Annotated in this window: 24 protein-coding genes and 1 tRNA gene; 11 read left to right on the top strand and 14 right to left on the bottom strand. The window is 68.3% G+C overall.

The annotated features are described in order from the left end of the window. The 7 genes from O6P37_RS14580 to dcd all read right to left on the bottom strand — a co-directional run bounded on the left by O6P37_RS14580 (position 1) and on the right by dcd (position 6,740). On the bottom strand, positions 1–366 hold the full coding sequence (locus O6P37_RS14580) for a nuclear transport factor 2 family protein (RefSeq protein WP_269894742.1): 366 nt from the start codon (positions 364–366) through the stop codon (positions 1–3). Between the two features lie 65 nt (positions 367–431). After that, entirely contained in the window at positions 432–1,175 is a 744-nt protein-coding gene (locus O6P37_RS14575; RefSeq protein WP_269894741.1) for a maleylpyruvate isomerase family mycothiol-dependent enzyme, read from the bottom strand. 1 nt (position 1,176) lies between these two features. Continuing rightward, a complete protein-coding gene (locus O6P37_RS14570; protein ID WP_269894740.1) occupies positions 1,177–2,508 on the bottom strand; it encodes a cytochrome P450 in 1,332 nt (443 codons plus the stop codon). After that, positions 2,505–2,831 (bottom strand): DUF1330 domain-containing protein, encoded by a 327-nt coding sequence (locus O6P37_RS14565; protein ID WP_269894739.1) that lies wholly within the window; start codon positions 2,829–2,831, stop codon positions 2,505–2,507. Before O6P37_RS14565 ends, O6P37_RS14570 begins: the two co-directional genes overlap by 4 nt. An 11-nt stretch (positions 2,832–2,842) precedes the next feature. Continuing rightward, positions 2,843–4,183 carry a UDP-glucose dehydrogenase family protein gene (locus tag O6P37_RS14560; protein WP_269894738.1) on the bottom strand — a complete coding sequence of 447 codons (1,341 nt, stop codon included), beginning with the start codon at positions 4,181–4,183 and terminating at the stop codon, positions 2,843–2,845. 88 nt (positions 4,184–4,271) lie between these two features. Next, a complete protein-coding gene (locus O6P37_RS14555) occupies positions 4,272–5,918 on the bottom strand; it encodes a DUF7159 family protein (protein ID WP_269894737.1) in 1,647 nt (548 codons plus the stop codon). Between the two features lie 240 nt (positions 5,919–6,158). Next, a complete protein-coding gene (gene dcd / locus O6P37_RS14550) occupies positions 6,159–6,740 on the bottom strand; it encodes a dCTP deaminase (RefSeq protein ID WP_269894736.1) in 582 nt (193 codons plus the stop codon). Positions 6,741–6,785: 45 nt separating this feature from the next. On the opposite strand from dcd, the gene O6P37_RS14545 reads away from it, so the two are divergent. Then, positions 6,786–6,859, top strand: a tRNA-Gly gene (locus tag O6P37_RS14545). 40 nt (positions 6,860–6,899) lie between these two features. On the opposite strand, the gene O6P37_RS14540 is transcribed toward O6P37_RS14545, so the two are convergent. Both O6P37_RS14540 and O6P37_RS14535 read right to left on the bottom strand, forming a co-directional pair. Beyond that, a complete protein-coding gene (locus O6P37_RS14540) occupies positions 6,900–8,063 on the bottom strand; it encodes a glycosyltransferase (RefSeq protein ID WP_269894735.1) in 1,164 nt (387 codons plus the stop codon). After that, positions 8,060–9,112, bottom strand: a complete 1,053-nt coding sequence (locus O6P37_RS14535) for a glucosyl-3-phosphoglycerate synthase (RefSeq protein ID WP_269894734.1) — start codon at positions 9,110–9,112, stop codon at positions 8,060–8,062. The genes O6P37_RS14540 and O6P37_RS14535 overlap by 4 nt, the downstream gene beginning before the upstream one ends. Positions 9,113–9,218: 106 nt before the next feature. Between O6P37_RS14535 and O6P37_RS14530 the strand changes: the two genes are divergently transcribed. The 3 genes from O6P37_RS14530 (at position 9,219) to O6P37_RS14520 (ending at position 12,435) form a co-directional block, all read left to right on the top strand. Continuing rightward, positions 9,219–10,193: a Gfo/Idh/MocA family protein gene (locus O6P37_RS14530; RefSeq protein WP_269894733.1), complete on the top strand. Its 975-nt coding sequence runs from the start codon at positions 9,219–9,221 to the stop codon at positions 10,191–10,193. Further along, the gene (locus tag O6P37_RS14525; RefSeq protein ID WP_269894732.1) at positions 10,186–11,280 is read left to right on the top strand and encodes a zinc-dependent alcohol dehydrogenase; all 1,095 of its coding nucleotides are present in this window, start codon (positions 10,186–10,188) and stop codon (positions 11,278–11,280) included. Before O6P37_RS14530 ends, O6P37_RS14525 begins: the two co-directional genes overlap by 8 nt. A gap of 114 nt (positions 11,281–11,394) precedes the next feature. Then, positions 11,395–12,435: an alpha/beta fold hydrolase gene (locus tag O6P37_RS14520; RefSeq protein ID WP_269894731.1), complete on the top strand. Its 1,041-nt coding sequence runs from the start codon at positions 11,395–11,397 to the stop codon at positions 12,433–12,435. Positions 12,436–12,452: 17 nt separating this feature from the next. Here the strand turns inward: O6P37_RS14520 and O6P37_RS14515 are convergent, their stop codons facing one another. After that, entirely contained in the window at positions 12,453–13,328 is an 876-nt protein-coding gene (locus O6P37_RS14515; RefSeq protein WP_269894730.1) for a glycoside hydrolase family 16 protein, read from the bottom strand. Positions 13,329–13,502: 174 nt separating this feature from the next. On the opposite strand from O6P37_RS14515, the gene O6P37_RS14510 reads away from it, so the two are divergent. The 5 genes from O6P37_RS14510 (at position 13,503) to O6P37_RS14490 (ending at position 18,804) form a co-directional block, all read left to right on the top strand. Further along, on the top strand, positions 13,503–14,381 hold the full coding sequence (locus O6P37_RS14510; RefSeq protein ID WP_269894729.1) for a hypothetical protein: 879 nt from the start codon (positions 13,503–13,505) through the stop codon (positions 14,379–14,381). A gap of 18 nt (positions 14,382–14,399) precedes the next feature. Next, positions 14,400–15,116: a hypothetical protein gene (locus O6P37_RS14505; RefSeq protein ID WP_269894728.1), complete on the top strand. Its 717-nt coding sequence runs from the start codon at positions 14,400–14,402 to the stop codon at positions 15,114–15,116. A 2-nt stretch (positions 15,117–15,118) separates the two neighbouring features. Then, the gene (locus O6P37_RS14500; RefSeq protein WP_269894727.1) at positions 15,119–15,742 is read left to right on the top strand and encodes an Rv0361 family membrane protein; all 624 of its coding nucleotides are present in this window, start codon (positions 15,119–15,121) and stop codon (positions 15,740–15,742) included. Positions 15,743–16,300: 558 nt separating this feature from the next. Continuing rightward, entirely contained in the window at positions 16,301–17,761 is a 1,461-nt protein-coding gene (locus O6P37_RS14495) for a hypothetical protein (protein ID WP_269894726.1), read from the top strand. Between the two features lie 227 nt (positions 17,762–17,988). Continuing rightward, entirely contained in the window at positions 17,989–18,804 is an 816-nt protein-coding gene (locus tag O6P37_RS14490; protein ID WP_269894725.1) for a PE-PPE domain-containing protein, read from the top strand. Positions 18,805–18,811: 7 nt separating this feature from the next. On the opposite strand, the gene O6P37_RS14485 is transcribed toward O6P37_RS14490, so the two are convergent. Then, on the bottom strand, positions 18,812–19,483 hold the full coding sequence (locus tag O6P37_RS14485; protein ID WP_269894724.1) for a hypothetical protein: 672 nt from the start codon (positions 19,481–19,483) through the stop codon (positions 18,812–18,814). 209 nt (positions 19,484–19,692) lie between these two features. Between O6P37_RS14485 and O6P37_RS14480 the strand changes: the two genes are divergently transcribed. Further along, positions 19,693–20,232, top strand: a complete 540-nt coding sequence (locus tag O6P37_RS14480; RefSeq protein WP_269894723.1) for an NYN domain-containing protein — start codon at positions 19,693–19,695, stop codon at positions 20,230–20,232. 4 nt (positions 20,233–20,236) lie between these two features. On the opposite strand, the gene O6P37_RS14475 is transcribed toward O6P37_RS14480, so the two are convergent. Both O6P37_RS14475 and O6P37_RS14470 read right to left on the bottom strand, forming a co-directional pair. Further along, on the bottom strand, positions 20,237–21,010 hold the full coding sequence (locus O6P37_RS14475) for a DUF2637 domain-containing protein (RefSeq protein ID WP_269894722.1): 774 nt from the start codon (positions 21,008–21,010) through the stop codon (positions 20,237–20,239). A gap of 36 nt (positions 21,011–21,046) precedes the next feature. Further along, positions 21,047–22,351 carry a DUF7159 family protein gene (locus O6P37_RS14470; protein ID WP_269894721.1) on the bottom strand — a complete coding sequence of 435 codons (1,305 nt, stop codon included), beginning with the start codon at positions 22,349–22,351 and terminating at the stop codon, positions 21,047–21,049. 119 nt (positions 22,352–22,470) lie between these two features. Between O6P37_RS14470 and O6P37_RS14465 the strand changes: the two genes are divergently transcribed. Beyond that, positions 22,471–22,665 carry a hypothetical protein gene (locus O6P37_RS14465; protein ID WP_269894720.1) on the top strand — a complete coding sequence of 65 codons (195 nt, stop codon included), beginning with the start codon at positions 22,471–22,473 and terminating at the stop codon, positions 22,663–22,665. Here O6P37_RS14465 and O6P37_RS14460 read toward each other — a convergent pair. After that, positions 22,652–24,886 (bottom strand): DUF4185 domain-containing protein, encoded by a 2,235-nt coding sequence (locus tag O6P37_RS14460; protein WP_269894719.1) that lies wholly within the window; start codon positions 24,884–24,886, stop codon positions 22,652–22,654. The genes O6P37_RS14465 and O6P37_RS14460 overlap by 14 nt on opposite strands. Positions 24,887–24,894 lie beyond the last annotated feature (8 nt).

Raw genomic sequence — 24,894 nt, 5'->3', positions numbered from 1 at the left:
CTAGCCGCTCAGATCCTCTTCGGTCAGCTCGGTGGCAGCCAGCGCCGACGCCAGGTCGTCGTGCCGGAACACCGACGTGACCTTGTCGTGGACCACGCGGAACGCCGACGCCGCGGCCCCGCTGCCCTGCGCCCCCGCGACCCGCTGTTCGACGACGACCACGCCGTCGCGCACGTAGAGCTTCCCGGGTTCGGCGGTGATGCCCGCCGATCGCGCCCAGTCGAGCAGCGCGGCGTGGCCCTGACGGGCGCCGCCGGCGTCGCCCACCTCGATGTCGTCGCTCGACAGCGCGACCAGGGTGTCGAAGTCCTGCTCGTTGAGCGCGTCGTGCCAGGCCAACACCGTCGCGATCTCGGAAGTGGTCATGCTCGCACGGTAGCCTACGGCGCGGCGCCGATGAACTCGTCGACCTGGCGCCCGGGCCGTCCCGTTCAGAACTGCGTGCGCTGCAACCAGGTGTCCCACACCGCGGTCTCGCCGAACACCTGGAGGCCGAGTTCGGTGGCCGTCCGGCGCCGCGTGACGGCCAGCAACAGGTCCCGGGCCGGACCACGCAGGGCCACATCGCCTTTGCCGTGACTGTGCGACCACGAGATGCCCTCGTCGTCGTGCACGACGGTCCACTCGCCGGTGACGCCGAGGCCGACGTCAGTGGCGTGCAGGTGCATCGTCTGCCCGCGGTCGAGCGCGTCGGTGATCAGCTTCGGGTTGGCCATCAGCTCCACCCATTCGCTGATCGCGTCGGCCGCGAGGTCGGCGGGCACCTCGAAGACGCCGCCGACGGCCAGTGCCGCGTCGGCCCGGTGCACGAGCACCTCGTGCAGGCGGCGCCGGATCCACCAGCCGGCCGGCCGCGGTCCGGCGAATGTCCACACCCTGGCACTGCCCACCCGGTCCACCGCGTCGACGATCAGCTGCGCACCGCCGTTGAGCCAGTCGAGTGCTGCGTCGGGATCGGCCGGCGGCTTTCCCTCGCGTACCTCGCGCGGGTCGAGGGCGGCGCTGCGCCGGTCGGCGATGATCTGTGCAGCCCAACGGTTTCCGCGGCCGACATGCCGGAACAGCTGCGTCAGGGTCCAGTCGGGACAGGTGGGCACCGGCGTGTCGGGATCGCCGGTGGCGATCAGCGTGCCGAATCCGTCGGTCTGCTCGAGCAGGGCGGCCCGGAAGTCCACGTCACGAACTTAGCGCCGCGCGCGCCGTGCCGAGTGCGATCGGCAGAGTCGACCACCCCCGCAGCACCCTGGTGTCGCGGCGACTGCCTTCGCCGGCCAGCCGCGCGCCGGGGAATCGCTCGAAGAACGTCCGCAGGCCGACCTCCCCCTCGACCCGGGCCAGGGCGGCGCCGAGGCAGAAGTGCCTGCCACCGGAGAACGACAGGTGCCTGCCCGCGTTGTCGCGCTCGATGTCGAATCGGTGTGGATCGGTGAACACCGCCGGGTCGCGGTTCGCCCCGGCCAGGTGCAGCACGATGGTCTCGCCGCGGCGCAGCGCGGTGCCCGCCACCTCGACGTCCCTGCGCGCGGACCTTGCCGTCATCTGCACCGGCGGGTCGAGCCGCAGGATCTCCTCCACCGCGGTCGGCCACAGTTCAGGGCGGGCGGCGAGGGTGTCGAGGTGCTCCGGCGTGTCCAGCAGCAGCCGGATGCCGTTGCCCAGCAGATTCACCGTCGTCTCGAAGCCCGCGGCCAGCACCAGACCGGCCAGCGCCTCGAGTTCGGGTTCACTGAGCCGGTTCTCGGCGTCGGCGGCCGCGCTGGCCCGGATCAGCTGGCTCATGAGGTCGTCGCCGGGGTTGCGGCGCAACTCCTTCAGGTGCTCGCGCAGCCAGGTGTTGAACCCGACGATGCCCTGGTGCACCTGCCGGTACTGCTGCCAGGACAGCCCGATGTCGAGGCTGGGCGCGCCCAGTTCGCCGAAGCGCAGGATCTGCGGCCGGTCGCGTTCGTGGACGCCGAGGATGTCGCTGATGACGGCGACCGGCAGCTGGGCGCAGTAGCGCTGCACCACGTCGACGACGTCGCTGCCGGAGCCGGCCAGGTCGTCGAGCAGTGCGTCGGCCCTCTGCTGCACCGAGTCCCGCAGGGCGGCAACTGCTCTGGCCGTGAACACCGACGACACCAGCTTGCGGCACCGGGTGTGGTCGGGCGGTTCGATCGACAGCAGGGACGGCGGCTGAATCGGGTGCATCAGCCCGGTCTCGGTCTTCCTGATGATCCACTGCTGCGGTGCGGGCAGATTGCTGCCCTGCGGCACGGTGCGGAAGTCGTCGTTGCGAAGGAGATCGGTGATGACGGCATGGTCGAACGTCAGCAGTGCGGCCCTGCCGCGGATGACGGGGCCCCTCGGCCGCAGTTCGTCGGCGAAGGCGGCCGGGTCCTCCCGGACGGTCGGGTCGGCGATCAGGCGGGCCTGTGGGTCGCCGCGCCGCGCCCCGAGCGTCGACAGCCCGCGGATCACGCCGTGCAGGGCCACCCACCGGATGCGTTGTCTTAGGTCGGCGCTCATGTGTCGAGTCCGAGCACGGGTCGCAGGTCGTCCAACCGGTCGAACAGATGCCAGATGTAGGACGACGTGCCGTTCTCACGGTGGGCGTGCAGGTCGGCCAGCGCCGGGTCGTCGCGATAGCTCTCGAAGGCCTCCCGGGAGTCCCACTCGACGAGGATCAGCACCGTGCGCGGCTCGAGGTCACCGATCATCGATTCCCGGAACTTCCCGAGCGCCAGCACCCGGCCACCGTGCGCGGCCACCTCCTGCGGGGAGCGCTTGGAGTAGGCCCGGTACTCGTCGGCGTTCGCGACGTCGAACAGGTTGAGCGCGTATACCGTCATACACCCCGACGCTACGCCGCGGGCGGTTCCGCGACGCGCCGGCCCAGCGCGTAGACCCGCCAGCCGGCGCCGCGCCACCGCTCCGAATCGAGGCAATTGCGGCCGTCGACAATGACTCTCGCCCGGACGGTGGCGGCCAGCTCGGCCGGGTCGAGCTCGACGAACTCGGGCCATTCCGTGAGGACCAGCACGGCGTCGGCGCGGTCGCAGGCCTCCACCACCGACGTCGAGTAGTTCAGTGTCGGGAACACCCGCTGCGAGTTCTCCATCGCCTTGGGGTCGTAGACGTTCACCGTCGCCCCGTTGAGCTGCAACAGGCCGGCGACGTTGAGCGCCGGGGAGTCGCGCACGTCGTCGGACTCCGGCTTGAAGGCCGCACCGAGGACGGCGACGTTGGCCCCGAGCAGTGAACCGCCGCACGCGGTTGTGGCGAGTTCCACCATCCGGGTGCGGCGCCGCATGTTGATGCTGTCCACCTCGCGCAGGAACGTCAGCGCGTGGTTGGCGCCCAGTTCGCCGGCGCGGGCCATGAAGGCGCGGATGTCCTTGGGTAGGCAGCCGCCGCCGAAACCCAGGCCGGCGTTGAGGAACCGGCGCCCGATGCGCGGGTCGTAGCCCAGCGCGTCGGCCAGCAGCGTGACGTCGCCGTCGACGGCCTCGCACACCTCGGAGATGGCGTTGATGAACGAGATCTTGGTGGCCAGAAAGGCGTTGGCCGACACCTTCACCAGTTCCGCGGTCTGCAGGTCGGTGAGCAGGAACGGCACGTCGTCAGCGAGGATCGGGCCGTAGAGCTGGCGCACCGCCGCTTCGGCCCGCACCGAATCACGTTGCACGCCAAGCACGATGCGGTCAGGGTGCAGGGTGTCCTGCACGGCGAAGCCTTCGCGGAGGAACTCGGGGTTCCAGGCCACCTCGACGTCGACACCGTCGGGGGCCAGGCCGCGGGCCCGCTCGGCGAGGTCGGCGGCGGTGCCCACCGGCACGGTCGACTTGCCGACGATCACCGCGGACCGGCGCAACCGCGGCACCAGGCTGTCGATGACGGCGTGGACGTGCCGCAGGTCGGCGCCGTACTCGCCCTTCTTCTGCGGGGTGCCGACGCCGAGGAAGTGCACGTCGGCGAAATCGGCGGCCAGCTCGTAGTCGGTGGTGAACTGCAGCCGGCCGGCCGCCAGGTTCTCGTTGAGCAGTTCCGCCAGTCCGGGCTCGTAGAACGGGATGTCGCCCGCCGCCAGCTTGGCCACCTTGCCGGGGTCGATGTCGACACCGATCACCTCGTGGCCGAGTGCCGCCATCCCGGCCGCATGGGTCGCGCCGAGGTATCCGGTGCCGAATACAGTGCATCGCATACTGCCTGGATATGCCGGTGCGATGAGCTGACTGCTACGCGACACTGAGCGGCAGCCCAACATCGGGTGACGAACAGACGGTGCCCGATCAGCCCAGGGACGGGAACGGCCAGAACGGCGAACCGCCGTTGCCGCCGGAGGATCCGCGGTCAGCGCCCGAGGACCCGCGGTCGCCGTCCGAGTCGCCGTAATCACCGCGGCCACGGGATCCGCTATCCCCGTAGTCACCCCGGCTGCCCGAGTCCGAGCCGGAGCCCGGGAACGGGAACGATGGCTGCCTCGGCGTCTGCGGGTACTGCGGATATTGCGGGTACTGCGGCTGCTGAGGCGTCTGCGGCCAGTCCGAGCCACCTCTCGGCGGATCGTCGTTCTGCCACGGGGGCGTCCACGGCGGCGTCCAGGGCGACTTGGGCGGGTCGTAGACACGCGGCGGCTGGAAGACCGGGTAGCGCGGGCGCGGATAGACGACGACGGGCGGCGGCAGCGCCGCCGGCGGCGCGATCACCGGTGCGGGGGCGGCCGGCGGCGGAGCGGGAGCGGGCGGCGGGGCCGCGGGCGCCGGTGCGGGTGGCGGGGCGGCGGGCTCGACGTACACCTGCCGTGGCGGGGCCTGCTGAACGGGCGCCTGCCGCACCACCTGCACGGGAGCCTTGATGACCTCCGGCGGCGGGGCGGCGGGCGGCGCCTGCACGGGCCGGACCTCTGGGACGGGGGCCGGCGCCGCTGGGGCCTGCGTGATGCTCGGGACGATCGCGCTCTGGGCGGGGCTGGGCCGCTGATCGGCGGTCGGCCGGATGCTGACGGCCAGTGAGATGGCCAGCGCCACCACACCCACCACGAACACCGATGTCAGGGCGCTGCCGACCAGCAGGAACGGCTTACGGCTCTCGTCGGCGGGCACATCGACGTCGGCGGCGACGAAGTCCTCGGGCGTCGGCGCCGGATCGCTGGCGGGCCGCATCTGGGTGGCGGCCGCGGCGAGCCCCACGTATGCGCTGCCCGCGGTGGTGCCGTCGTCGGGATCCTGCGAGTAGGCCAGTCCGACGGTGGACGCCTCGAGGGCGGGGGCGTGCGCCGATGCGAGCGCGGCGCCGCGGGCGAGTGCCAGGGCGGATTCGTCGGGTGCGCTGACGGGCAGCGACACGATGTGCTCGAGATGCGCCTTGACCGAGGTGACGTCGACGCCCGAGCCGACCACGAACATGCCGTCCGGCGCGGAGTCCTGCGCGTCGACCGCGGCGGCCATCTCGGTGAGCACGGCCATCGCGTCGTCGCTGTGCAGGCTGCGGCTGAGCACCTTCACGACCGAGCCGTCGTCGGTCTGCACGACGGACAGGGTTGCGGTGTCCCGGTCGATGAACAGCAGGGCGGTGGTCGCGTACCCGACCGCCCGGCCGACGGCCTGGGCGAGCGAGGCGGCGGCGTGTCCCTCGGACACCAGCATGACGTCGTCGATACCGCGGGCGGTCAGCGTTTCGCGCAGAACGGACGCCTCGGCGTGATCACTCCACGTGACGCCGGTCGACTTCAGGTAGTGGCCGCCCTCGGCCGCGCTCTCCTTGGTGCCGAGCACCGCGGCGACGACCTGGTCGGCCGCGCTCGACGTTGCTGAGCCCTCGGTTGCGGTGATGTCGAAGACGTCGTGGTCGACGATCGCGCCGTCGGCCTTCTCCCCTTCGACCAGCACCATGCGGACCGTCGTAGGTGTCATCGACACACCCAGTACGATGTCCACCAGATCCTCCAAAGTGTTTGCTACGCCTGCTCGTTCGCCGTTGCGCAATCGACCGTCACGAGTCTCCAACTAGAACTTCATCGTCGCGAGCAGCGGAGTCGTTACATCTCGACCGTTAGCTGTGCGCGGTGGAGCCCTGGCCGGATCGCGACGCACCGAATGCCCGCTGACGCCGGTACTTCGACCCTACTCGGATCAACGACAACGGGACATGTTCGGTTCATTCCCCCTGTCGTTGACTCAGCGGGGATCGGGGTGCTTGATGAAGTTCTGATATGACCGCGACGGGGTGGGGCCGCGCTGGCCCTGGTACTTGGAACCGGCCTTGCTGCTGCCGTAGGGGTGCTCGGCCGGACTGGTCAGCCGCAGTAGGCAGAGCTGGCCGATCTTCATGCCCGGCCACAAGGTGATCGGCAGGTTGGCCACGTTGGACAGCTCGAGGGTGATGTGGCCGCTGAAGCCGGGGTCGATGAAGCCGGCGGTGGAGTGGGTCAGCAGCCCGAGCCGGCCGAGCGACGACTTGCCTTCGAGGCGGCCGGCCAGGTTGTCGGGCAGCGTGCAGCGCTCCAGCGTCGACCCGAGGACGAACTCACCCGGGTGGAGGACGAACGGCTCCCCCTCCTTGGGTTCGACGAGCGTGGTGAGGTCGTCCTGGCGCAGCGCCGGGTCGATGTGGGTGTAACGGGTGTTGTTGAACACCCGGAAGAGGTTGTCGAGGCGCACGTCGACGCTCGAGGGCTGGACCAGGGTGTCGTCGAACGGATCGATGCCCATCCGGCCGGCGTTGATCTCGGCGCGGATGTCGCGATCGGAAAGGAGCACTCGCCGAGCGTATCGGCCCGTGGTGCTAACCTCACTAGCCACACCGCCGATGTAGTTCAATGGCAGAACATCAGCTTCCCAAGCTGAATACGCGGGTTCGATTCCCGTCATCGGCTCCACGAAATTTCAGTTCAGCCTCCCGCGAGGTGCCGCCGATCCTCACGCGTAGACCTTGGGGCGTGAGCCCGCCATCGAGCCCGCAATGCACTGCTCGTAGAGCTCGAGGTAGGCCGAGGCCATCACCTCCGGGGCGAACCGACGTTCCGCTACCGCGCAGCAGTGGGCGGGATCGAGCCTGTCGACATCGGCGACCAGCCGAGCCAGCGCCGCCTCATCACCGAAGTCTGCGAGCAATCCCGTGCCGGGTTCGACGAGTTCGGGCAGACAGCCGCGGCGGTAACCGACCACAGGTGTGCCTAGGGCCAGCGATTCGATGACCGCGGTACCCCCGGGTTCGTCCCAGCACACCGGAAACAACGTGGCGAGCGCGGTCGAGACGAGGTGGTCACGATCATCTCCGGTCACGTTCCCGATCCACCGAACCCGGTCACCGTCGACGTATGGGGCAACCTCGTCGCGCCAGTACCGAACGTCGGCATAGCGATCGGCGTTCGGCTCGGCGCTCAGCTGCTCCGGCGTGGTGAACGGCCCGATCGGCCCCGCCAGCACCAACTCCCACCCGAATCGCTGCGCCAGGCGCGCGGCGATGTGTTGCCCCTTCCGACTGTTGATCCGCGCGACCAGAACCAGATGGCCGTTCCCGGCTGAGGCGGGCCGACGTGTGGCGTGACGTGCGAGCGGAGTGGCCAGATGGACGTGCCCGACACTGTGGTGGCGAAGCGCATCGGGCGCGCGCTGCAATTGCTCGGCGGAGACACCGTTGACGTGAAACCGATCGTGCCTGCCGAATCCACGGTAGAAGGCGCGGTGCTTCGTCAGATCCCAGTGCAGGGTGTGGAGCACGGCCGGCCGGTCGGCGCCCATGGTCGCGAGCATGCTCGGGCCCAACACCTCCATGTGGTCGTGAACCAGGTCGATGTCCGAACGGCGCCGCAATTCGGCGGCGATGCGTTGCAAATGCGCTGCGGCGACACCGACTACGTCGTTGTAGGGCTCCGCGAGGTGGGCGAACTGCGGCTCGTCGAACACGTGGATCTGTTCGTCGACGTCGGTGGTGCTCTGCCCGACGGTGGCAAGGACGACACGCACGCCGCGTCGGCGTAGCTCCGGAATGAGCGTCGCGACGATGTTCTCGATTCCGCCGTAGCCGACCGGTGGAACCGTCAGCCACGGTCCGGCATTGATCAACACCGTCGGAGTCATGGCCGCTGATTCTCAAGCGGCCAGGAACGGGCGCCGGGAGCGGTGGCGAGCAGGTCGGCAACGGCGCGGACGTCAGCCAGGGGCGGTCTCTCCTCGACAGTGACGTCGGAGACCATCAGCTGGTGATGCACGGGTGTCGCCGTGTCGTGGCGAAACTGGGTGAGCCATCCCGATGCCGGCGCGTCGGTGACGCCGCGCTGCTCGCGCTGGAGCCGCACGCTGGCGGTGTGCAAGATCTGAGCCGCCATGCGCCCCAACGCTTCGATGTCGTGGTGACGATGAGTGCGCGTGCCCAGATCGACCTGGGCGAGCGCGTCGAGTCCGACGAGGTTGAGCAGATCCACCAGCATGGCGAACTCGACGCCGTAGCCAGTCGTGAACGGGACTTGTTCCAGTACGTCTCGATAACCCCCGTACTCGCCGGCCAGGGGCTGTACGAAGCCGGCCAACCGCGGCCAGAACATGTTGATGAGGGGCCGGGCGACGAGTTCGCTGACCCGACCGCCGCCGCCGGGGACCGTGACCTGATCGGTTGTCAGCGGGCGCAGGTAGTGCGCCTTGACGAACACCACGTCCGATTCACACAGCAGCGGGCCGAGCAGTCCGACGATGAAATGCGTCGTGAAGTCGCGCAAATCCGAATCGACGAAGAGCACGATGTCGCCGGTGCTGGCAGCCAGCCCCTTCCACAGCGCATCGCCCTTGCCGTCCATTCGCGGTTGGTCGGGCAGTATCTGGTCCTGGTGGAACACCGTTGCCCCGGCCGACGCCGCCCCTGCCGCCGTCGCGTCGCTGGATCGGGAGTCGATGACGATGAGCTCGTCGACCAGACTGACGTCCTCCATGAGCCGGCGCCGTATCTGCGCGACGATTCCCCCGACGGTCTGCTCCTCGTCGCGGGCGGGCAGCACGACGCTGATTCGTCTGGCGCCTTTGGCCCGCATGACCCGCTGCAGCGTCCACGACACCCCGCGACTGGACCGCCGCGGCAGCCACTCCCATACCTCTGGGTTCACCCCGGCCGGAATGTGTTCATCTCGTTCGCGCATGACAGGCGGGTTACCGTTTACACCGACGTCAAATCCACCCCTAAGGGTGGAGTGATGCCGGTTGGCTAGGGGTAATCGGCGTCGACGCCGACCCGGGAGGCTAGCTGTGGACCGCTGCAATGTCGGATTCGTGGGCGCCGGTGGTGTTGCCGTGCGCCACGCGCACCATCTCGCTCAACTGCGGGATGTACGCATCGTCGCCGTCACAGACCCGGTGCCGGCGGCCGCACAGTCGTTCGCCGACGTGACGGGCGCCGCCGTGGTGCCTGACCTGCAGGCACTACTGAACACGTCGCCGGATGCGGTGTATGTCTGTGTTCCCCCGCATGCCCACGGCGCGATCGAGGAACAGGTGCTCGGCGCAGGCATCGCGATGTTCGTCGAGAAGCCGCTGGCGCTGGACCTGCCGACCGCCGAGCGCATCGCCGACGCGGCGCGAATGGCCGGCGTCGTCACCGCGGTCGGTCATCACTGGCGGTATTCGGCGGCCGTCGACCTGGTCCGTGAACTACTCGACGGCCGACCTGTTCGGCTCGCGGTGGGGTCATGGATCGATCGCGTGCCCCCGGTGCCCTGGTGGAGCAGGCGGGCGATGTCGGGCGGTCAGATCGTCGAGCAGGCGGCGCATGTGCTGGATTTGATTCGGCTGTTCTGCGGCGACGTCGTCGAAGTCAACGCTTACGCCAACGCCACACCGCCGGGCGTGCCGGACGCCGATGTCGACGGAGCCACCGTCGCGATCCTGAGGTTCGATTCCGGAGCGGTGGGAACCGTCGCCGCCGCATGCTGCCTGGATTGGAAGCACCGGGCGGGACTCGAACTACATGCAGACGGCCTGTCGGTCACCGTTCATGAAGACGAAATCGTCGCGAGGACGGACCGAGGAGTCGTGCGGCGCAGTCTGCACCCCGATGACGCCAAGCGGGCGGCCGATCGTGCGTTCATCGACGCCGTGCTCGACAATGGCGCGGCGCGCGGCGGGATCCTGGTGGACTACGGCGAAGCGTTGCGTACCCATGAATTGGCCTGCGCCATAGCGGCTTCGGCAAGGGACTGCCGGACGGTGAAACTCCATGACTGACCGCAGACTCACGGTCGTGGTCGAGCGCTGCGGCGTGGTCACACTGCGCGATGAACCGCCACCGCCGCCGCTGCGGGATGGCCAATTCGACGTGGAGACCGTTTTCAGTGGACTGTCGGCCGGGACGGACCTCAGTTGGGTGAAGGGCACGAACCCCGCCCTGCACCGTAAGTGGGATCCCGAGCTCGGCCTGTTCGTGCCGGGCACCTCGGAGGTGGGATATCCGGTCGAGGGTTTCGGCTACATGCAGGTCGGCCGGGTCACCGGAAGCGCGACACCTGCCGTGCAGCCAGGTGACCTCGTCGCCATGACCTACGGGCACCGCAGCGCTTACCGCGCTGACGCGCTGACCGACCGTTTCGTCACACTGCCGAGTTCACTCGATCCGGTGCTGGGCATCTATGCCTCACACATGGGACCGATCTGCGCGAACGGGCTACTCCACGCTGCTGCGGACCTTCATGGCACCGATCTTCGCGGTCTCGCCGACGGCGTACGCGGTCGCCGGATCGCTGTCACCGGGGCCGGCGTCGTGGGTCTGCTGACCGCGCTGTTCGCCCGCCTGCACGGCGCAGAATCGGTCGTCCTCGTCGAGCCGACTCCGTCACGCCGCCAGGTCGCGGCCGAGCTCGGCCTGGAGGTCGTCGATCCGCACGGCGTCGATCCGGCCGTCCTGCTGAAGAGCCGATGGCGTCACGGTGCCGGGGACCGCGGAGCCGACGTCGTATTCCAATGTCGCGGTCAAGCCAGCGCGTTGGCTCTCGCCCTTCGCATGGTGCGTCCCCAGGGCACGGTCATCGACTTGGCGTTCTACCCGGGCGGAAGCGACGAAGTTCGACTGGGCGAGGAGTTCCACCACAACGGACTGAGCCTGCGCTGCGCTCAGATCGGACGGGTGCCGCGCGGGACCAGCCACCTGTGGGACCGCGAACGCCTCAGCACCGAGACGTTGGCGCTTCTGGCCGCCCACGGCAAGGACATCGCCAGGCATGTCATCACGGACTACACGCCGTTGTCCGAAGCGCCGGAGACCCTGGTTCGACTGGCCGACAGCCGACACGGCGGACTTCAACTCGTGTTCACCTGAACGGGCGCCGCACCTCGAGCCTTACCCCACGGATAGGAAATTGTTGCCGTCCCGCGGTGAACTCTGGCCTCCCGTCGATTACGGAGCCAACCCCGGTTCCGCGACCATTTCTTCATGGCTACAGCGACCCCGGCATCCACCGCCCCGATCTCCACGGGCGCCCCGAGGTCCGCGCGTCGCCGCCCGCGCACCGCCTGCACCGGGCGCCGACATCTGACCGAACGGACCGTCACCGTCTGTGGCGGCGTGCAGTTGGCGGTGCGGGACCAGGGACCCGCCGACGCCCACGCCACTGTCGTCCTCCTGCACGGTCTCTGCCTCGACAGGGACTCGTGGACCGGCCAGATCGATCACCTGACTCGGCAGTGGGGCGATCGTCTCCGGATCATCAGCTATGACCACCGCGGCCATGGCAAGTCGGATTCGGCCCCGAAGCGCACCTACACGGTCAGCCAACTCGCCGAAGACCTCGCCGGCGTGCTGACCGCCCTTCGCGTCACCGGCCCACTCACCCTCGCCGGACACTCGATGGGCGGGATGGTCGCCCTGGCCTACCTCGGCCGCCCTCCGGCTGATCGGCCCGTCGAGCCCACCGGACTGGTCCTCGCCGCGACGGCCGCCGGCCGGCTCACCGAGCGCGGCATCGCCCGCCTGCTGGCCAATCCGGCGACGAACGTCCTGTGCGGGCTGGCCGCCCTCACGCCGCACCGCGCCCTTTCCCTGCTCAGCAGGCCGCTCTACGCGGCTCTGGCGCTGCGGTGCGACGCCGACGCACGCTCGACACTCTCGAGGTTGTTCACCGAGACTTCGGCCGCAGCGACGACCCTCGACACCGCAATCGGGTTCCTGCCCGGCCTGCGGTCCTTCGACCAGCTCTCGACGCTCGGCTCGATCCGTGCCGAGACGATCGTCCTCAGCGGCGGCGCCGACGTGCTCACCCCGCCGTCCCACGCGCACGAGATGGCCGCCGCCATCCTCGGCGCCGCGCATGTGCACCTTTCAGACGCCGGACACATGCTCCTCGATGAGGCCGCGCACGCCGTCACTGCCGCCGTCAGCCGGACGATCGCCACGCGCATCGGCGCCCGCCCGCGATCCGTTTCAGTGAATCACATTCTCGGACAGCGGCATTCACAACTCGCCATGACGGCGTGATCGCCAAAAGCGCAGGGCTAGAAGACCCGGATCCAGTCGATCAGCATGTCAGCGGGGTAGTTGCCGCCTGCGGGTTCACGACCGCCGGAGCCGCCGACGGCGATGTTGAACACCGGGGCCATCGTGTAGCCCGGGTCGTTGAATGGATACTCCGGCAGCGAGTTCGACGGCACGGTGAAGAACGGCTGCATCCCGGGCTGATAGTCCTTCCAGAAGTACAAGCCGGCCGGCTGCCACGTCATGCGCCAGGTGTGCCATTCCCCGTCGACCGGATGCTTGTGCGTCTGGTACTGGGTCCCGTCCAGCCGCGCGTGCACGGTCGTGCCCGACGGCCAGTCCCGGTTGCCGTACCACTCCACGAGGTCGATCTCACCGCCGCGCACGGGGCTGTCGTTGATCAACCAGAAGGCCGGCCATGCCCCGTCGGTCAGGCAGTTGAGCTTGATGCGGGCTTCCCATGTGGTTCCGATGCCGCCGCGCCAGTTGCCGATGACCTTCGCGCTGGCGTACTTCTCCTGGATGTTCGCGCCCGGACCGCGGGTGGCCCGGATGACCAGGTTGCCCATCCCGTCCTGGAACACATGCTCCTGGTCAGTGACATAACGGCCCATGTTGAAGGGCTTGTCCCATTCGACGGGGTTCCGGATCGTCTCACGGGCCGGAACGATGAACCACGACGCCGGGTCGGGCGGCGCACCGGCCGGTCCGTTGAACTCGTCGGCGAACAAAAGCCCAGGTCCAGGCTCCGCGGCGGCAACGGGCAGCCCCGGCACACCGGGGGGCGGCCCGGGCGGCGCATCGCCGATCACCGGCTGAGCCCCAGCCTTGGGTAGGGGCAGGGCAGCAGCCGCCACCCCGAACCCCAACATCAACATTGCGCTTCGGCGATCCATACTCGACACCCCCAAACCGTAAACGGAACGGGCGCGATTCTGGGTGAGAACCCCGCCGAAGCCCTCGACGGGTCCGCGACAGCCGTCGGCGCGACGGCAGAATCTGCGATCACCCGCGGTTCGTGACCGGCTTAGGATCAGGGCACACGTTCGGCTGTCACGGGGAGATCGGTCATGGCGACACGGCGGTCCGTCCGCGCACTGGTGACGGCCGTGGCCGTGATGCTCGCGGTCACGCTCGGCGGCTGGTCACCTCCTGTCGCCCACGCCGACGAGGCCGCATGCCCCGCTCAGGTCGCCTCGCTGCAGGCGACCATGGCCAAGATCGACGAGCACAATGCGCGGGGACTGCCCGGCGGCGTGGGTCCGCCGGAGATCGTCGTCCCGTACAACCGTGAAGCCGACCAGCTCAATGCGGAGAAGGCCGCCAAACTCGGTCAGCTGCAGGCCTGTGCCGCGGTCACCGACAAACTTCGCGCCGGCGGACCCCCGACCAAACCGCTCAACAAGGGTGCGCTGGACAACATCGGCGTCGCCAAGACGAAGGTCCCCAGCGGATGGACCCCTCCCACGCCGCTTCCCACCCTCGGCACCCGGATCACGATCCCGCCCAACAGCCCGATCAAACCGCTGTGGGATGCGATCAACAAGCAGAAGAGTCCGGAGTATCCCTACCCGAACGTCTCACTGCAGGGCGCACCCCGGCCGGCGAGCGACGACAGGCACCCGTCGCAACCGGACCGGCCCATCGGCACGAATGCCAGAGGCGGACCGGCGGTCTCGGCCGATCACATCGTGCCCAAGGTCGAGATCATGTATCTGCCGCGGTTCATGGAACTGACGCCGGAGAACATGTGGCTCGTGCTCAACGCACCGGTGAATCTGCAGTGGCTACCCACAGTGGTGAATGCGAAGAACAAGAACTCGCGCTCGGCCGCCGACATGCAGGGTGTCGATCCGCAGTGGCAGGACGAGCAAGTCGCACTGCAGGACGAGAAACGCCGAGAACTGACCGAGTTGATCGCGCAACTGGCCGACAGCCAGCTGCCCTAGCGCGGGGAGACTCCATCGATGGCCGGAATCGACCACGAGGCCCTCGCGGCCGCGATGCCCTGGGAGACAGAGCCCTTCACGATCCTCGAGCCGGGGGAACAGACCCGCGCGGCGACCCCGCAGGCATGGTGGCCGATAGTCGAGTCCTCGGATCCCCAGGACCGCAGGCAGGCGGCGCTCGCCCTGTGGAACGACGACTTCCTGTCCCTGATACCGAATTTCGCGCAGGCACTGCATGACGACCTCGTCGACGTCCGCGTCGTCGCACATCCCTGGATCGGCGCTGCGTCACTCGACTACGTGGTGGCGGCGAGCGCCGGCGAGGGTTACGGCGTGTGGATGGGCGAGGATCCGGCCACGTTCGGCGACGACGATCCGCCGCTGTTCGACTCGCTGCCGCCGCCGGTGCAGACCTTCCTGCGCCGAGTTCACGCCGGTTTCACCACATGGGACCGGGAATCCTGCGGCCTCACCCCGCCCTCGATCATGAACACGCTGGCCGCGTACTGGGGTGACCCCGAGGACTCCGCCCGGATCGAGTGGTACGAGACGGAAGCGGAAGCGCCCGAGATGCGCCGGCTGCTGCGCGTCACCGGACGCGGTCCGCACGGGGATCTGCTGACGTCACCGGACCTGCCCGCCGACAGTGCGGTCACCTACTTCGAACCCGACTTCGAGCTGAAGCCGTTCGGCGAATCCCTCGACCTGTTCATGACCATGCCGTTGGAAGAGTGACGATGACATTCCCCGGACCGTGGCCCGGCCCCCAGCCTGATCCGTTCTCAGCACCACAGTTTCCGCCGCAGCAGCCACCGCCGCCGCAGCAGTGGGCAGGACCGCCGGGCTGGGGACCACCACCTCCCCCGCCGCAGTGGGGATCACCGGGCGTGCCGCCCTACGGCGGACCTCCCTACGGCGGGACTCCCTATGGCGGGCCGCCGCACGGCGGACCGCCGCCGAAGCGCTCGGGCCGCAAGTGGATCATCGCCGCGGTCGTCGGCGTGCTGGCCGTCGCAGGCGCCGCGGGTGGGATCTGGGGCTACCAGCATCATCAGAGCGAGAAGCAGCTGGCGGGCATCCGCGACACAGTCAGCCGATTCGCTGAAGCCTCCGACACCGCCGACACCGAGAAGATGTCGGCGCTCATGTGCGCCGCGGAGGCCGAACAGTTCGCCGACGGCATGGAGGGCACCGACGACGGCGGGCCCATCAAGGCCGGCGAGCGTCGTGCCGTGAACTTCGGCGCCATCTCGGTCGACGGCGACACCGCCACCGTCGAGGTCACCCGTCCGCCTTCGCCGCGGGTCACGCTCAAACTCCTGCGCGAGGGCGGTTCCTGGAAGTTGTGCAATCCCGCCTGATGCCGCGGCGACGAGGGGGCGCTTCGGCCTCGGGACACTGAGATCGCTCTCAGGTCCGTTGCTGTGTCGAGGATCACACCGCTGGCTCATCGCCATCGGCAGATCGTGTCGCGACCCAGAATGCACGTTCACATAACGGCCGAATCGTTAAACGATCGCCGGAGTCGCCGGCCTCGTCCGGCGGGTGATCGCAACCTCCGACCGTGAGGTTGTTAGGTTAGCTTAATTAGGCCAGGCTCGCCTAAATATGGTGCTCACGTGCCCTATTGCGGCGCGGGCGAGTTCGCTCAGACTACGGGCGGTGTGGCCGCCGCAGGGGGCTACCTCTCGCGGACCGGACACGGCCTACATTGACGCGGCTGGAAATTCCGCGTCAAGCGACACGGGCCGAAAGCAGCTAAGGCACTCACTGACAGTTTGTCTCAGGTTCCTCACAGACGATTTCCGAATCAAGATCGTCTTCGCAGGTGAGACGTAGGCATTGTTCCTCAGGTAACGCTCAGCTACTGTCCGTCTGCCTGATAAGGCAACCCTCAGTTACTTAGACCAGGAGACCAAGTGCAGCAAGCCCCTAGCCTCGACTCGGGCCGGCATCACGCCGATTCGCAGTCGCGCGTCAGCAAGTTCGTGGCCGCCGGTGTGGCGGTCGTCGGAGCCGGTGCCATCGCCGTGAGTCCGGTGTCACCCGTTACCGACGACATCAGGATCCAGGAGCGCGCAGTACAGCTCTCAGCGGTGGCGAACCCCATCACCGAGTACCAGAAGACCATTACCGCGGCGCTGGCCAATCTGAGTCTCATCAGCGCAGGAACTCAGGTCTCGTCGAACGCCCTGGGTCAGGCACTGACCAACCCCGCGCTCTACGAACAGCTGGCGACTTTCGTCGGTGGCAACATCCTCAATCCGCTTCCGTTGTTGACGGAGCTGGCCGAGTTCCAGGAGACCTACGGGGCGATCATCAGCACGGGCTTCGAAGGGTCGTCCGCCGCCACGCAGACAGCGCTGCAGAATCTGCCCACCGTCCTGCAGAACACGTTCAATTTCCTCGCCGCTGGTGAATTCGTCGAAGCGTTCAGCGAGCTCGACATCTATTTCCTCGTTCAGTTGCTCGAACGCCCGGCCAGGCCACTGTTCCCCGTGCTCGAGGTCCCCGGCGACTTCCTGGCGAGTCTTCCCGGCGGGCAGATCCCAGGCGCGCTGGTCGACTCACTGCTAGTCGGACGCGCCAGTGGTTATGCCAGGGCCTTGCTGGCGCCGGCGTTGACCCTGGGTCTCCAGACAGCAATCATCCTCGATGACGTGCGCGCCTCCCTGGAGGCGGGAGACACCGAACAGGCTCTCAGCGATCTGATCAACTTGCCTGGTAAGGCGCTCAATGCCTTCGTCAACGGGTTCGACCCCTCCGGCGAGGGGATCGGTTCGACGTGGCAGGGATTGCTCAGCGATCGGGGGCCCGTCGACTTCTTCACCGTCGACCTGCCCAACGCGATCGCCGCGGCGCTGAAGGTTCCGACGACGCCGGCGATCACCGGTCTCAACGCTCCATCGGTCGAGACTGCTCGCGTGGCGTCCGGTGAAGTGGCTTCGGCCGAGAACACCGTGACGCTGGCGATCGAACAGGCCCCCGACGTCAAGCCGGAGACTGCCCCCGCGGCCGCCCTCGGTACCCCGTCGACAGGCGCGACGACCGTCGATACGACCCCGTTGGTCAACACCGACGGCGCCACCGACGAGATCATCGAGGTCGGCGGCGAGGGCGAGGAAGCTCCTGCCTCGACCACGCCGGTCAAGAAGGGCTACCAGCCCGGTGACGGTATCAAGGCGCTGAAGAAGGCCGGTGACGACTTCAACAAGGGCGTCAAGAGCTTCACGGACTCGCTGAAGCCCAAGAAGAAGACGACCGAGTCGGAGGCCACGAAGGACGGCGCCGACGACAAGGCCAAGGCCGACACCGACACCAAGGACGACAAGCCGAAGTCCGACGACAACGACAAGAAGTCGGAGAGCTCCGAAAGCTGATTCGGAACCGGAAGTAGCGACGGCCCCCTCGGCGACGAGGGGGCCGTCGTGTTTCCGAGCGCAATGTCGATTCGGCGTCAGTCCAATGTCTATCGAATGTCTGCCGCCGACATCACGGTCAAAGAGAGCTATACAAGCAGGTGCCTATTCGGGCACCGCAATTTCGCGGACACCTGTGAGGGAGGGCACCGGTGAAACGCATAATTCTTGCAGCGATACTCGCGCTCATGATGCTCAGCGGCGCGGCATTCGTCGCACCGGCCGCGTCGCACGCCGCGCCCGGACCGGGTGGGTCCACCGTTCTCACACTGGCGCCGGCTTTCCGTGAACTACCGTCCAATTGGCTTCGCGGTGAGCTCTTCGCCGCACCCAATGTGAAGGTCAAGGTCCCGTACAACAACTTCCCAGGCGCCACCAACACCAACAAGGGCGCCGACAATCTCGACGAGGCATTGCGCTCGACGCCCGGACAGAAGATCGTGCTGGGCCACAGCCAGGGCGCGCAGGTCATCGACGCCTGGCTGCGGCGTTACGGGCCGACGAGCGCCGTGGATCCGGCGACGGTGCAGTTCGTACTCACCGGCGACCTGGAGAGCAAGTACAACGGGTGCGCCAATGTGCCCGACAGCGGATGTGTGGCCGCCTACGGCGGCAACAATTTTCCGGACGACACACCATTCACGGTCAAAGTGATCGCGCGTCAATACGACTATTACGCCGACTGCCCGAACGATTTGTCGAATGCGACGGCGAAGAAGAACCGCAGCGCCGCAACGGTGGTCGGCGGTAAAGGCGAGCTCGGTCAGGTGCACGGCGATTACAGCAAGATCGGCTTGAACGATCCCGCCAACAAGGTGTTCGTCGAGGGCAATGCGACCTACATCCTGGGCGCTCCGGCCACCTATTTCCTGCCGATGGTGACGCAGGAATGGACGCCGAACTCCCAGAAGGTCATCGACGACGCCCGCCTGCGTCCGATCGTCGAATCCGCCTACAGCCGGCCGATGGGCACACTGCCGGTGCCGCCGGCCGGGTCGTCCTGACCGACGGTCAGCGGAAGTACAGCTCGTCTCCGGTCGGGTAGCCACCGCCGGTGGTGGTGATGTGCACGTGGTCGAAGTGGCCGTATCCGCCGTTACGCACCCCACTCGGCGTGATGTAGCGCCCGCGCCAGATGGCGTCCTGCATGCCGAACCGCTCGGCGTTCTTCAGGACGAAGGCGACGATCTCGTTGCCGAGTGCGATGCCCTCGGCTGACATCGGGTTGGGGATCATCACGTCGAGCGCCAGACCGTCGGGATGCCAGCGCAACGCGTCGGACCGCACGCCGCCGATCTGGTTGATCTCCGGGAAGGCCGCGCTGATGCTGCGGGCAGCCAGGATGGTCTTGACTTGAAGACCGCTCTCGGGGGCGTCGCCGGCGTGCAGGATCCGCTCGGCCTTGGCGGTCTCGACGATCCGGTATCTCGACGCCGGGGGCGGCTGGACGGCTACGGGATCGGCGGACGCCGGCATCCACGCCAGCGCGGGTGCGGCCCCGGCGACGAGTTCCATTCCATACGGCGCAGCCGGCTCCGGGGCGGGAGCGACCTGAGCTTCGGGACGTTCGGCGTCGGGCGACAGATTGGCCCCCACGCCCATGAAGACGATGGCCGGTGAAGCGAATGCACCGAGGAGAACCGACACCCGTCGACGGTCGGCGGTCACCGAATGCCTTCCCACCCGATGCACGATAGATGCAAATTCCAGCAAATGTCACGGACGAGTCACGGAGTTGTCACGACAACGAATCGGACCTTTCGGATCATTCGACCGATTCGGAGCCATGCCTGCAGGTCACAGGCCCGGTCACACGCGGCCCCCTTGATCGCAGTCGACATTTCTCTCAATGAATTCTTAGTGCAGGCGGTGCGGGTAACGTCACGGAAGCCATGCGCCGATTCGTGTACATCGACGGACCCTCGGTCTGCTGGGAGGGGCAGCGGCTCGCGGCTGTCCGGCGGGGTTTCGCCTCCTCGCTGCACGACGCGATCAGTCGCGACATCGTCGACGGCGCCTGGAACCTCGACTACGGCCGACTGTACGAAGCGGTGTGCCCGCAGGCCGATCGCGGCGGGCACACCTCGCTCTTCGGCGTCCGGCCACACCAGGTCGACACGATCTGGTCCCTCGGCGGAGTGGACGCTGTCGTCTTCGATCGGGAGGCGCCGGGCGACACCGCCACGAAGTTCGACGTGATGATCGCGACGCAACTCGTCGAGCACTCCTTCACCGGGATGGAACCCGGCGACCGGGCGGTGGTGATCGCCGGCGACCGCGAGCTGACGCCGGCAGTGCAGTCGCTGTCGTCGCGCGGCTTCCCGACCACCGTCGCGTTCTGGGACCACGCCACGGCCCGGGAATTGAAGAGGGTCGCCGACGAGGTGGTCAGCCTCGACGCGGTGCTGGACCGCCTCAGCCGCGACGCGTGAGGACCTACACCGCCAGGCGTTCCACGCTGACGTCGCCCGATCGCAACAGTTCCGCGCTCGCATCGATGATCCGGAGCACCGTCCGGCGGTCGCACCCGAGCTGACGGGCGATGGCCTGCGGTGCGTGATCTCGCTCGTAGCTCAGGTGCAGCACGCCGGCGACATCGTCGGCGGACAGCCCCCTCAGGTCCTCGCGCGAGGCGATCGCCTCGGCCATCGACTCCCAGGGCTGGCGCGCCGCGATGCCGATGTCCGCCGACGCCTGCCCGACGGGCTCCTCGGCGAGTTCGGTCACGGTGGCGTCGGCCGCGACGGACGCGTGTTCGTAGTCGGTACCGGCGCCGCCGGCCTCCGGAGGCCCAGGGATGCGGCTGAGCAGGCTGAGCCCGTGCGTGGCCGCCAACAGGCTCACCGGCGCCACCACGGCGATCGCCGCCGCCACCCACGGGTTCATCGGCGCGCCTGCGGGGATCACGGCGTGCAGGGCGTTGGCGCCGACGCTCACGGCGGCCGCGCACGTCAACACGGTCCAGAAGTAGCGACGGCTGCGGGCCTGATCCTGATAGCCGGCCAGCACCACCACGGCCATCGTCGCCTGCAGGATCGTCCCGTCGACGATCAGCGGCCACAGCCAGGCGAGCTGCTCGGGGATACCGGCTCGCGCCGCCAGGTCACGCAGCGCGGCGAACGACAGGACGAAGCTCGCGACACCGATACCCGCGGTGATCACCACCGCCGCGGATCTGGTGAAGGTCAGTGACCGTCGTGACTGGCTCATGGCAGGCGATCCTGCCGAAGGCCACCGACAGACCCGCTACCCTCCCGGACCCTGCAACCGGTTGATGAGCGGCAGCCGCCCGATGATGCGGTCGCGAAGACGCGGCTCGGGCTGCTGGACCGGCGGCACGGTGCCCGCGCCGGGCGGCACATAGGCCGGGTTGCCCGGCACGAAGCCGGGCGGGGTGCCGTCGACCGCGGGGACCGGCGGGGTGGCCGGCGGGACGTAAGCCGGCGGCGCGGGAGGGACGTATGCCGGCACGACCGGTTCGGGCAAGCCCTGCGGTGCGGGGGCGGCGGCCGGTGGTTCCGGCGCGGGCGCCTCGGGTACCGGCACCGCCTCCACCGGTTCGACCGGCAGCACCTCGGGCGGCGGAGGTGGAGCCGCGGGCGGGTCGACGTCGACGGGCGGTGCGGCGGGCACCGGGCGCGGCGCCGGCTTCTGAGGACGCGGCGGCAGCTTCTCCACCGGGTCCTGCACCAGGGCCGCCTTCGCCGATTCTTCGGACGCGTTGGCCGTCTGCTCGTGCTCCGGCGTGGACTGAGGGGTGAGGGCGACCGACAGCGACACCACGAACGTGACCACCGCGGCGACGAGCACCCCGCCCAACGCGGCCACCCGCGGCGTGACGAACGGCTGCCTGCCTGCGGGAGTCGGCTCCGCAACGAAGCCGAGGTCGAGGTCGTAGGTGCTGCGGGCCGACGCGAGTGCCGCGCCACGGGCCATCGCCAGGTCGGCCTCGGCGGCGGAGATGACCGCGAGTCCCCCGGCGTCCAGCGATGCGACGACGTCGTCAAGATCGCCGGCCGAGCCGAGGACGTAGACGTCGGCCGGTTCGGACGGGCAGCTGTCGACCAGCGCGGTCAGCCAGTACGCCACCTCGGCGGCATCACCCGCGCCGAACCGTTCGATGACGTCGACCACCACCTCGTGGGCGTCGACGACCGCGGCCACGGCCGCGTCGGGTTCCACCACACACACGGCGATGTCCTCGAGGCCGGCGATGTCACCGATTCCCGTCGCCAAGGCGGCCGCCGCGTCCGACTCCGAGACCGCGATGACGTTGTCCGCACCCTTGTCGGCGAGGAGTTCGAGCACCGTCGAGGCCGCAGCCGTCGCGCTTCCGAGCCAGGTGACCCCGATCGCGCGTGGTCGCCGGCCGGGGACCGCGGCGAAGGGTCCCTCGCCGAGAACCGCGTCCACCAGGTCATTCAGGCCATTGTCGGCGCCGTTGAGTGCCAGGGTGCCCTTGTCGACCGTGGCGCCCTCGCCGGTCGCGCCTTCAACCAGCACGAAACGGATGGCAGCCGACGTTATCGAGAGGCCGAGTACTAGGTCCACTGATACGTTCCCGATCTGCTTGTCAGTCGGACCGAGGTTACCGCCGCCTACCCGGGTTGGTGCAATCTGCAACTTCGCCGAGCCTGCGACCTGCGGCGATGGGTGGCTACCCTGAGGGGATGAGGCTGCGGAAGGCGTTGGTGACGGTGTCGCTGATCCTGGTCGCCAAGGCCGTGCTGATCGGCTGGGTGGCCTGCGGCCGGGCGGAGATGATCGGCGCGCCGCCGCACTTCGAGGCCAGCGCCACGCTGGTGACAGCCACCACGTCGGCGACCGCCGCGGCCGACCCGCGCGCCGGCATCACACCTTGCTGAGGTCCGTTCGCATGGTCTTGACCTGGTAGTCGTCCCACGTCGAGATGTTCCAGTAGAGGTACTGCTGATCACTGGTCGAGACGTTGGCGGTGGACGACCAGGGGTGGATCATCGGCGCGTAGAGCCCCGGCATCTTCGCCGACGTCACCAGCGTCGTCGGCGCCGTCCATGGTCCCTCGGGCCGGTCCGCCTTGCGGATGACCACGTTGTTGTTCTGGTCCGTGTAGAGCATCACGTACTTCTTCTCGTACGCGTTGTACTGCACCGACATCTCGCCGACGGTGGGGTACGTGGTGTTCTTGACCAGACCGAACCACGACGTGGTGGTCGTTCCCGGCAGGATGGGTTTCGCCGCAGCGGGGTTGTTGTTCACCCACGACGAGCCGTTCCAGTACTGGTACTTGGTCTGGTCGAGGAGGTCCTTCTCGTTGACCCGAGACAGGTAGGCGGTGCCGCCCCGACCGGCCGGTGTGCCGAAGGCGTACACGTATCCGTCCGTCTTCGGTTCCCCGGTCACGGGATCGGTGACCGGCACCCCGGTGGCGTCGACGACGGCGCCCTTGACGTAGGCGAACTGCTGGAAGTTCTGGTTGCCCGAAACGAATGGCAGGGTCGATCGTCCCCAGGCGGCAGGCCGCACCGAGGATGCCGGAACGGTGCGCCAATTCTGGCCGTTGTCATCGGAATACGCGATCGCCGAGTAGTTCGTGGTCCACCGGCCCGGGGTGTCCCAGGACCGTACCGACATGAAGTTGATGTACTGCCTCGTCGCCCCGTTGACGCCGGCTCCGGGTACCGAGATCGCGGCGGTGGGGATGATCGTCACCTCGGGTCCGACGGCGTACCCGTACTTCCCGATGATCTCGCGCGAATAGTTGTTCACCGACATCGGCGATCCGCTGTAGGTGCCGGGATCGTGAATGATGCCGTCGTGGACGTACATTCCGTTGGACAGCGTGGTGTCATAGCTGCGGAACAGGGTGTTCATCCGCCACCCGGTCTGCCGCACCGGGTTGTCGCCGTAAAAGGTGTCGCCGAAGGCGATCAGCACCTGGTGTTCGTTGACCGGCGTGAGCGGGTTGTCGCGAATCCCGTTGTCCCACATGATGCCCAGATCCGTGCCGCCAATGCCGAACCTGTCGTAAGTCCTGTTGAAACTGTTGCGGCCGGTGACGGCGGTGATCAGATCGGTGTTGGCGCTGACCGGAACCGGTGTGACCACATTGCTGGTGGCGGGGTCCGGTGTGGCGACCAGCGCCGTGGTGGTGGTCGCGGCAGTCGTGACGGCGGCGCGCGTCGTCGTGGAGACAGCCGCCGTCGACGCCACCTGTTCGGTCTCCCGTCGCGCAGCCACCGCCATCAGCGCCCCGAGCGCCCACGGCGATGTCGGCGCGACCGGCATGTTGGACAGCGTTCCCAGGCCGAGTGCCGCGAGCACGCGGTTCACGATGCGCGTTGCGGGCGCCGGTGCAGGCACCGCAGTGGGCGCGGCCGCCGTCAAGGCAGAAGCGACCTGCCCACCGGCCGACGTCACCGACGACACCGCCGTGGTGACCGCCGTTGTGAAGGAACGGGTCTCGGTCACTGCGGCCAGTGTCTTGGTCTCCGGTTGCGGTCCGGTCGTGATCTTGTCGACGACGACCGCGCGTGTGGTCACCCTGGGACGCGCGGCCTCGACCTCGATCCTGGTGATGCGGTCGTCTCGTGCGGACGCCCGGGACCGGGCCGAGGACGACGACAGCGCAGGTGGCGCCTTGACTTCGCCTTCCACGACGGCCGGTTGAGCCGGTTCGCCGGTGATGACGCCGGCAGCCTCGGTGGCGTCGGGGTCACGCGCGTCCGTCTTGACGCGGTCCTCGACGGATGTCTCGCCGCCGACATTCCAGCGGCTCCTGGCGTCGGCACCCGCCGTCTTCAGCCTCTCCAGGCGCTTCTCCAAACGGGACTGCCATGGGGGTGACTTCTTCTTCCCGACAACCGATTTGGGCGTCTCGTCATCTGCAGGTGTCGACGCGTCCTTCGAGACGTCCTCGGACGCATCTTTGGTTGCGTCCTTGGTGCTGTCCTTGGTGGCGTCCTTGGATGAGTCCTGTGACGTGTTGTCGGAGGTGGACGTCTCCTCCGCCAATGCCACCCCGGCACCGCCGGACACCACGGCGATGCCGACGCCGAGCGCCACTGCCAGTCCGCCGACCCGACCCACGTACGCCGATGCACCCATTGATCCGC

Origin of the sequence: Mycobacterium hippophais, from assembly GCF_027529605.1 — a bacterium.
GTDB lineage: Bacteria > Actinomycetota > Actinomycetes > Mycobacteriales > Mycobacteriaceae > Mycobacterium > Mycobacterium arseniciresistens.
This window is presented reverse-complemented; position numbering and strand designations above follow the sequence as displayed.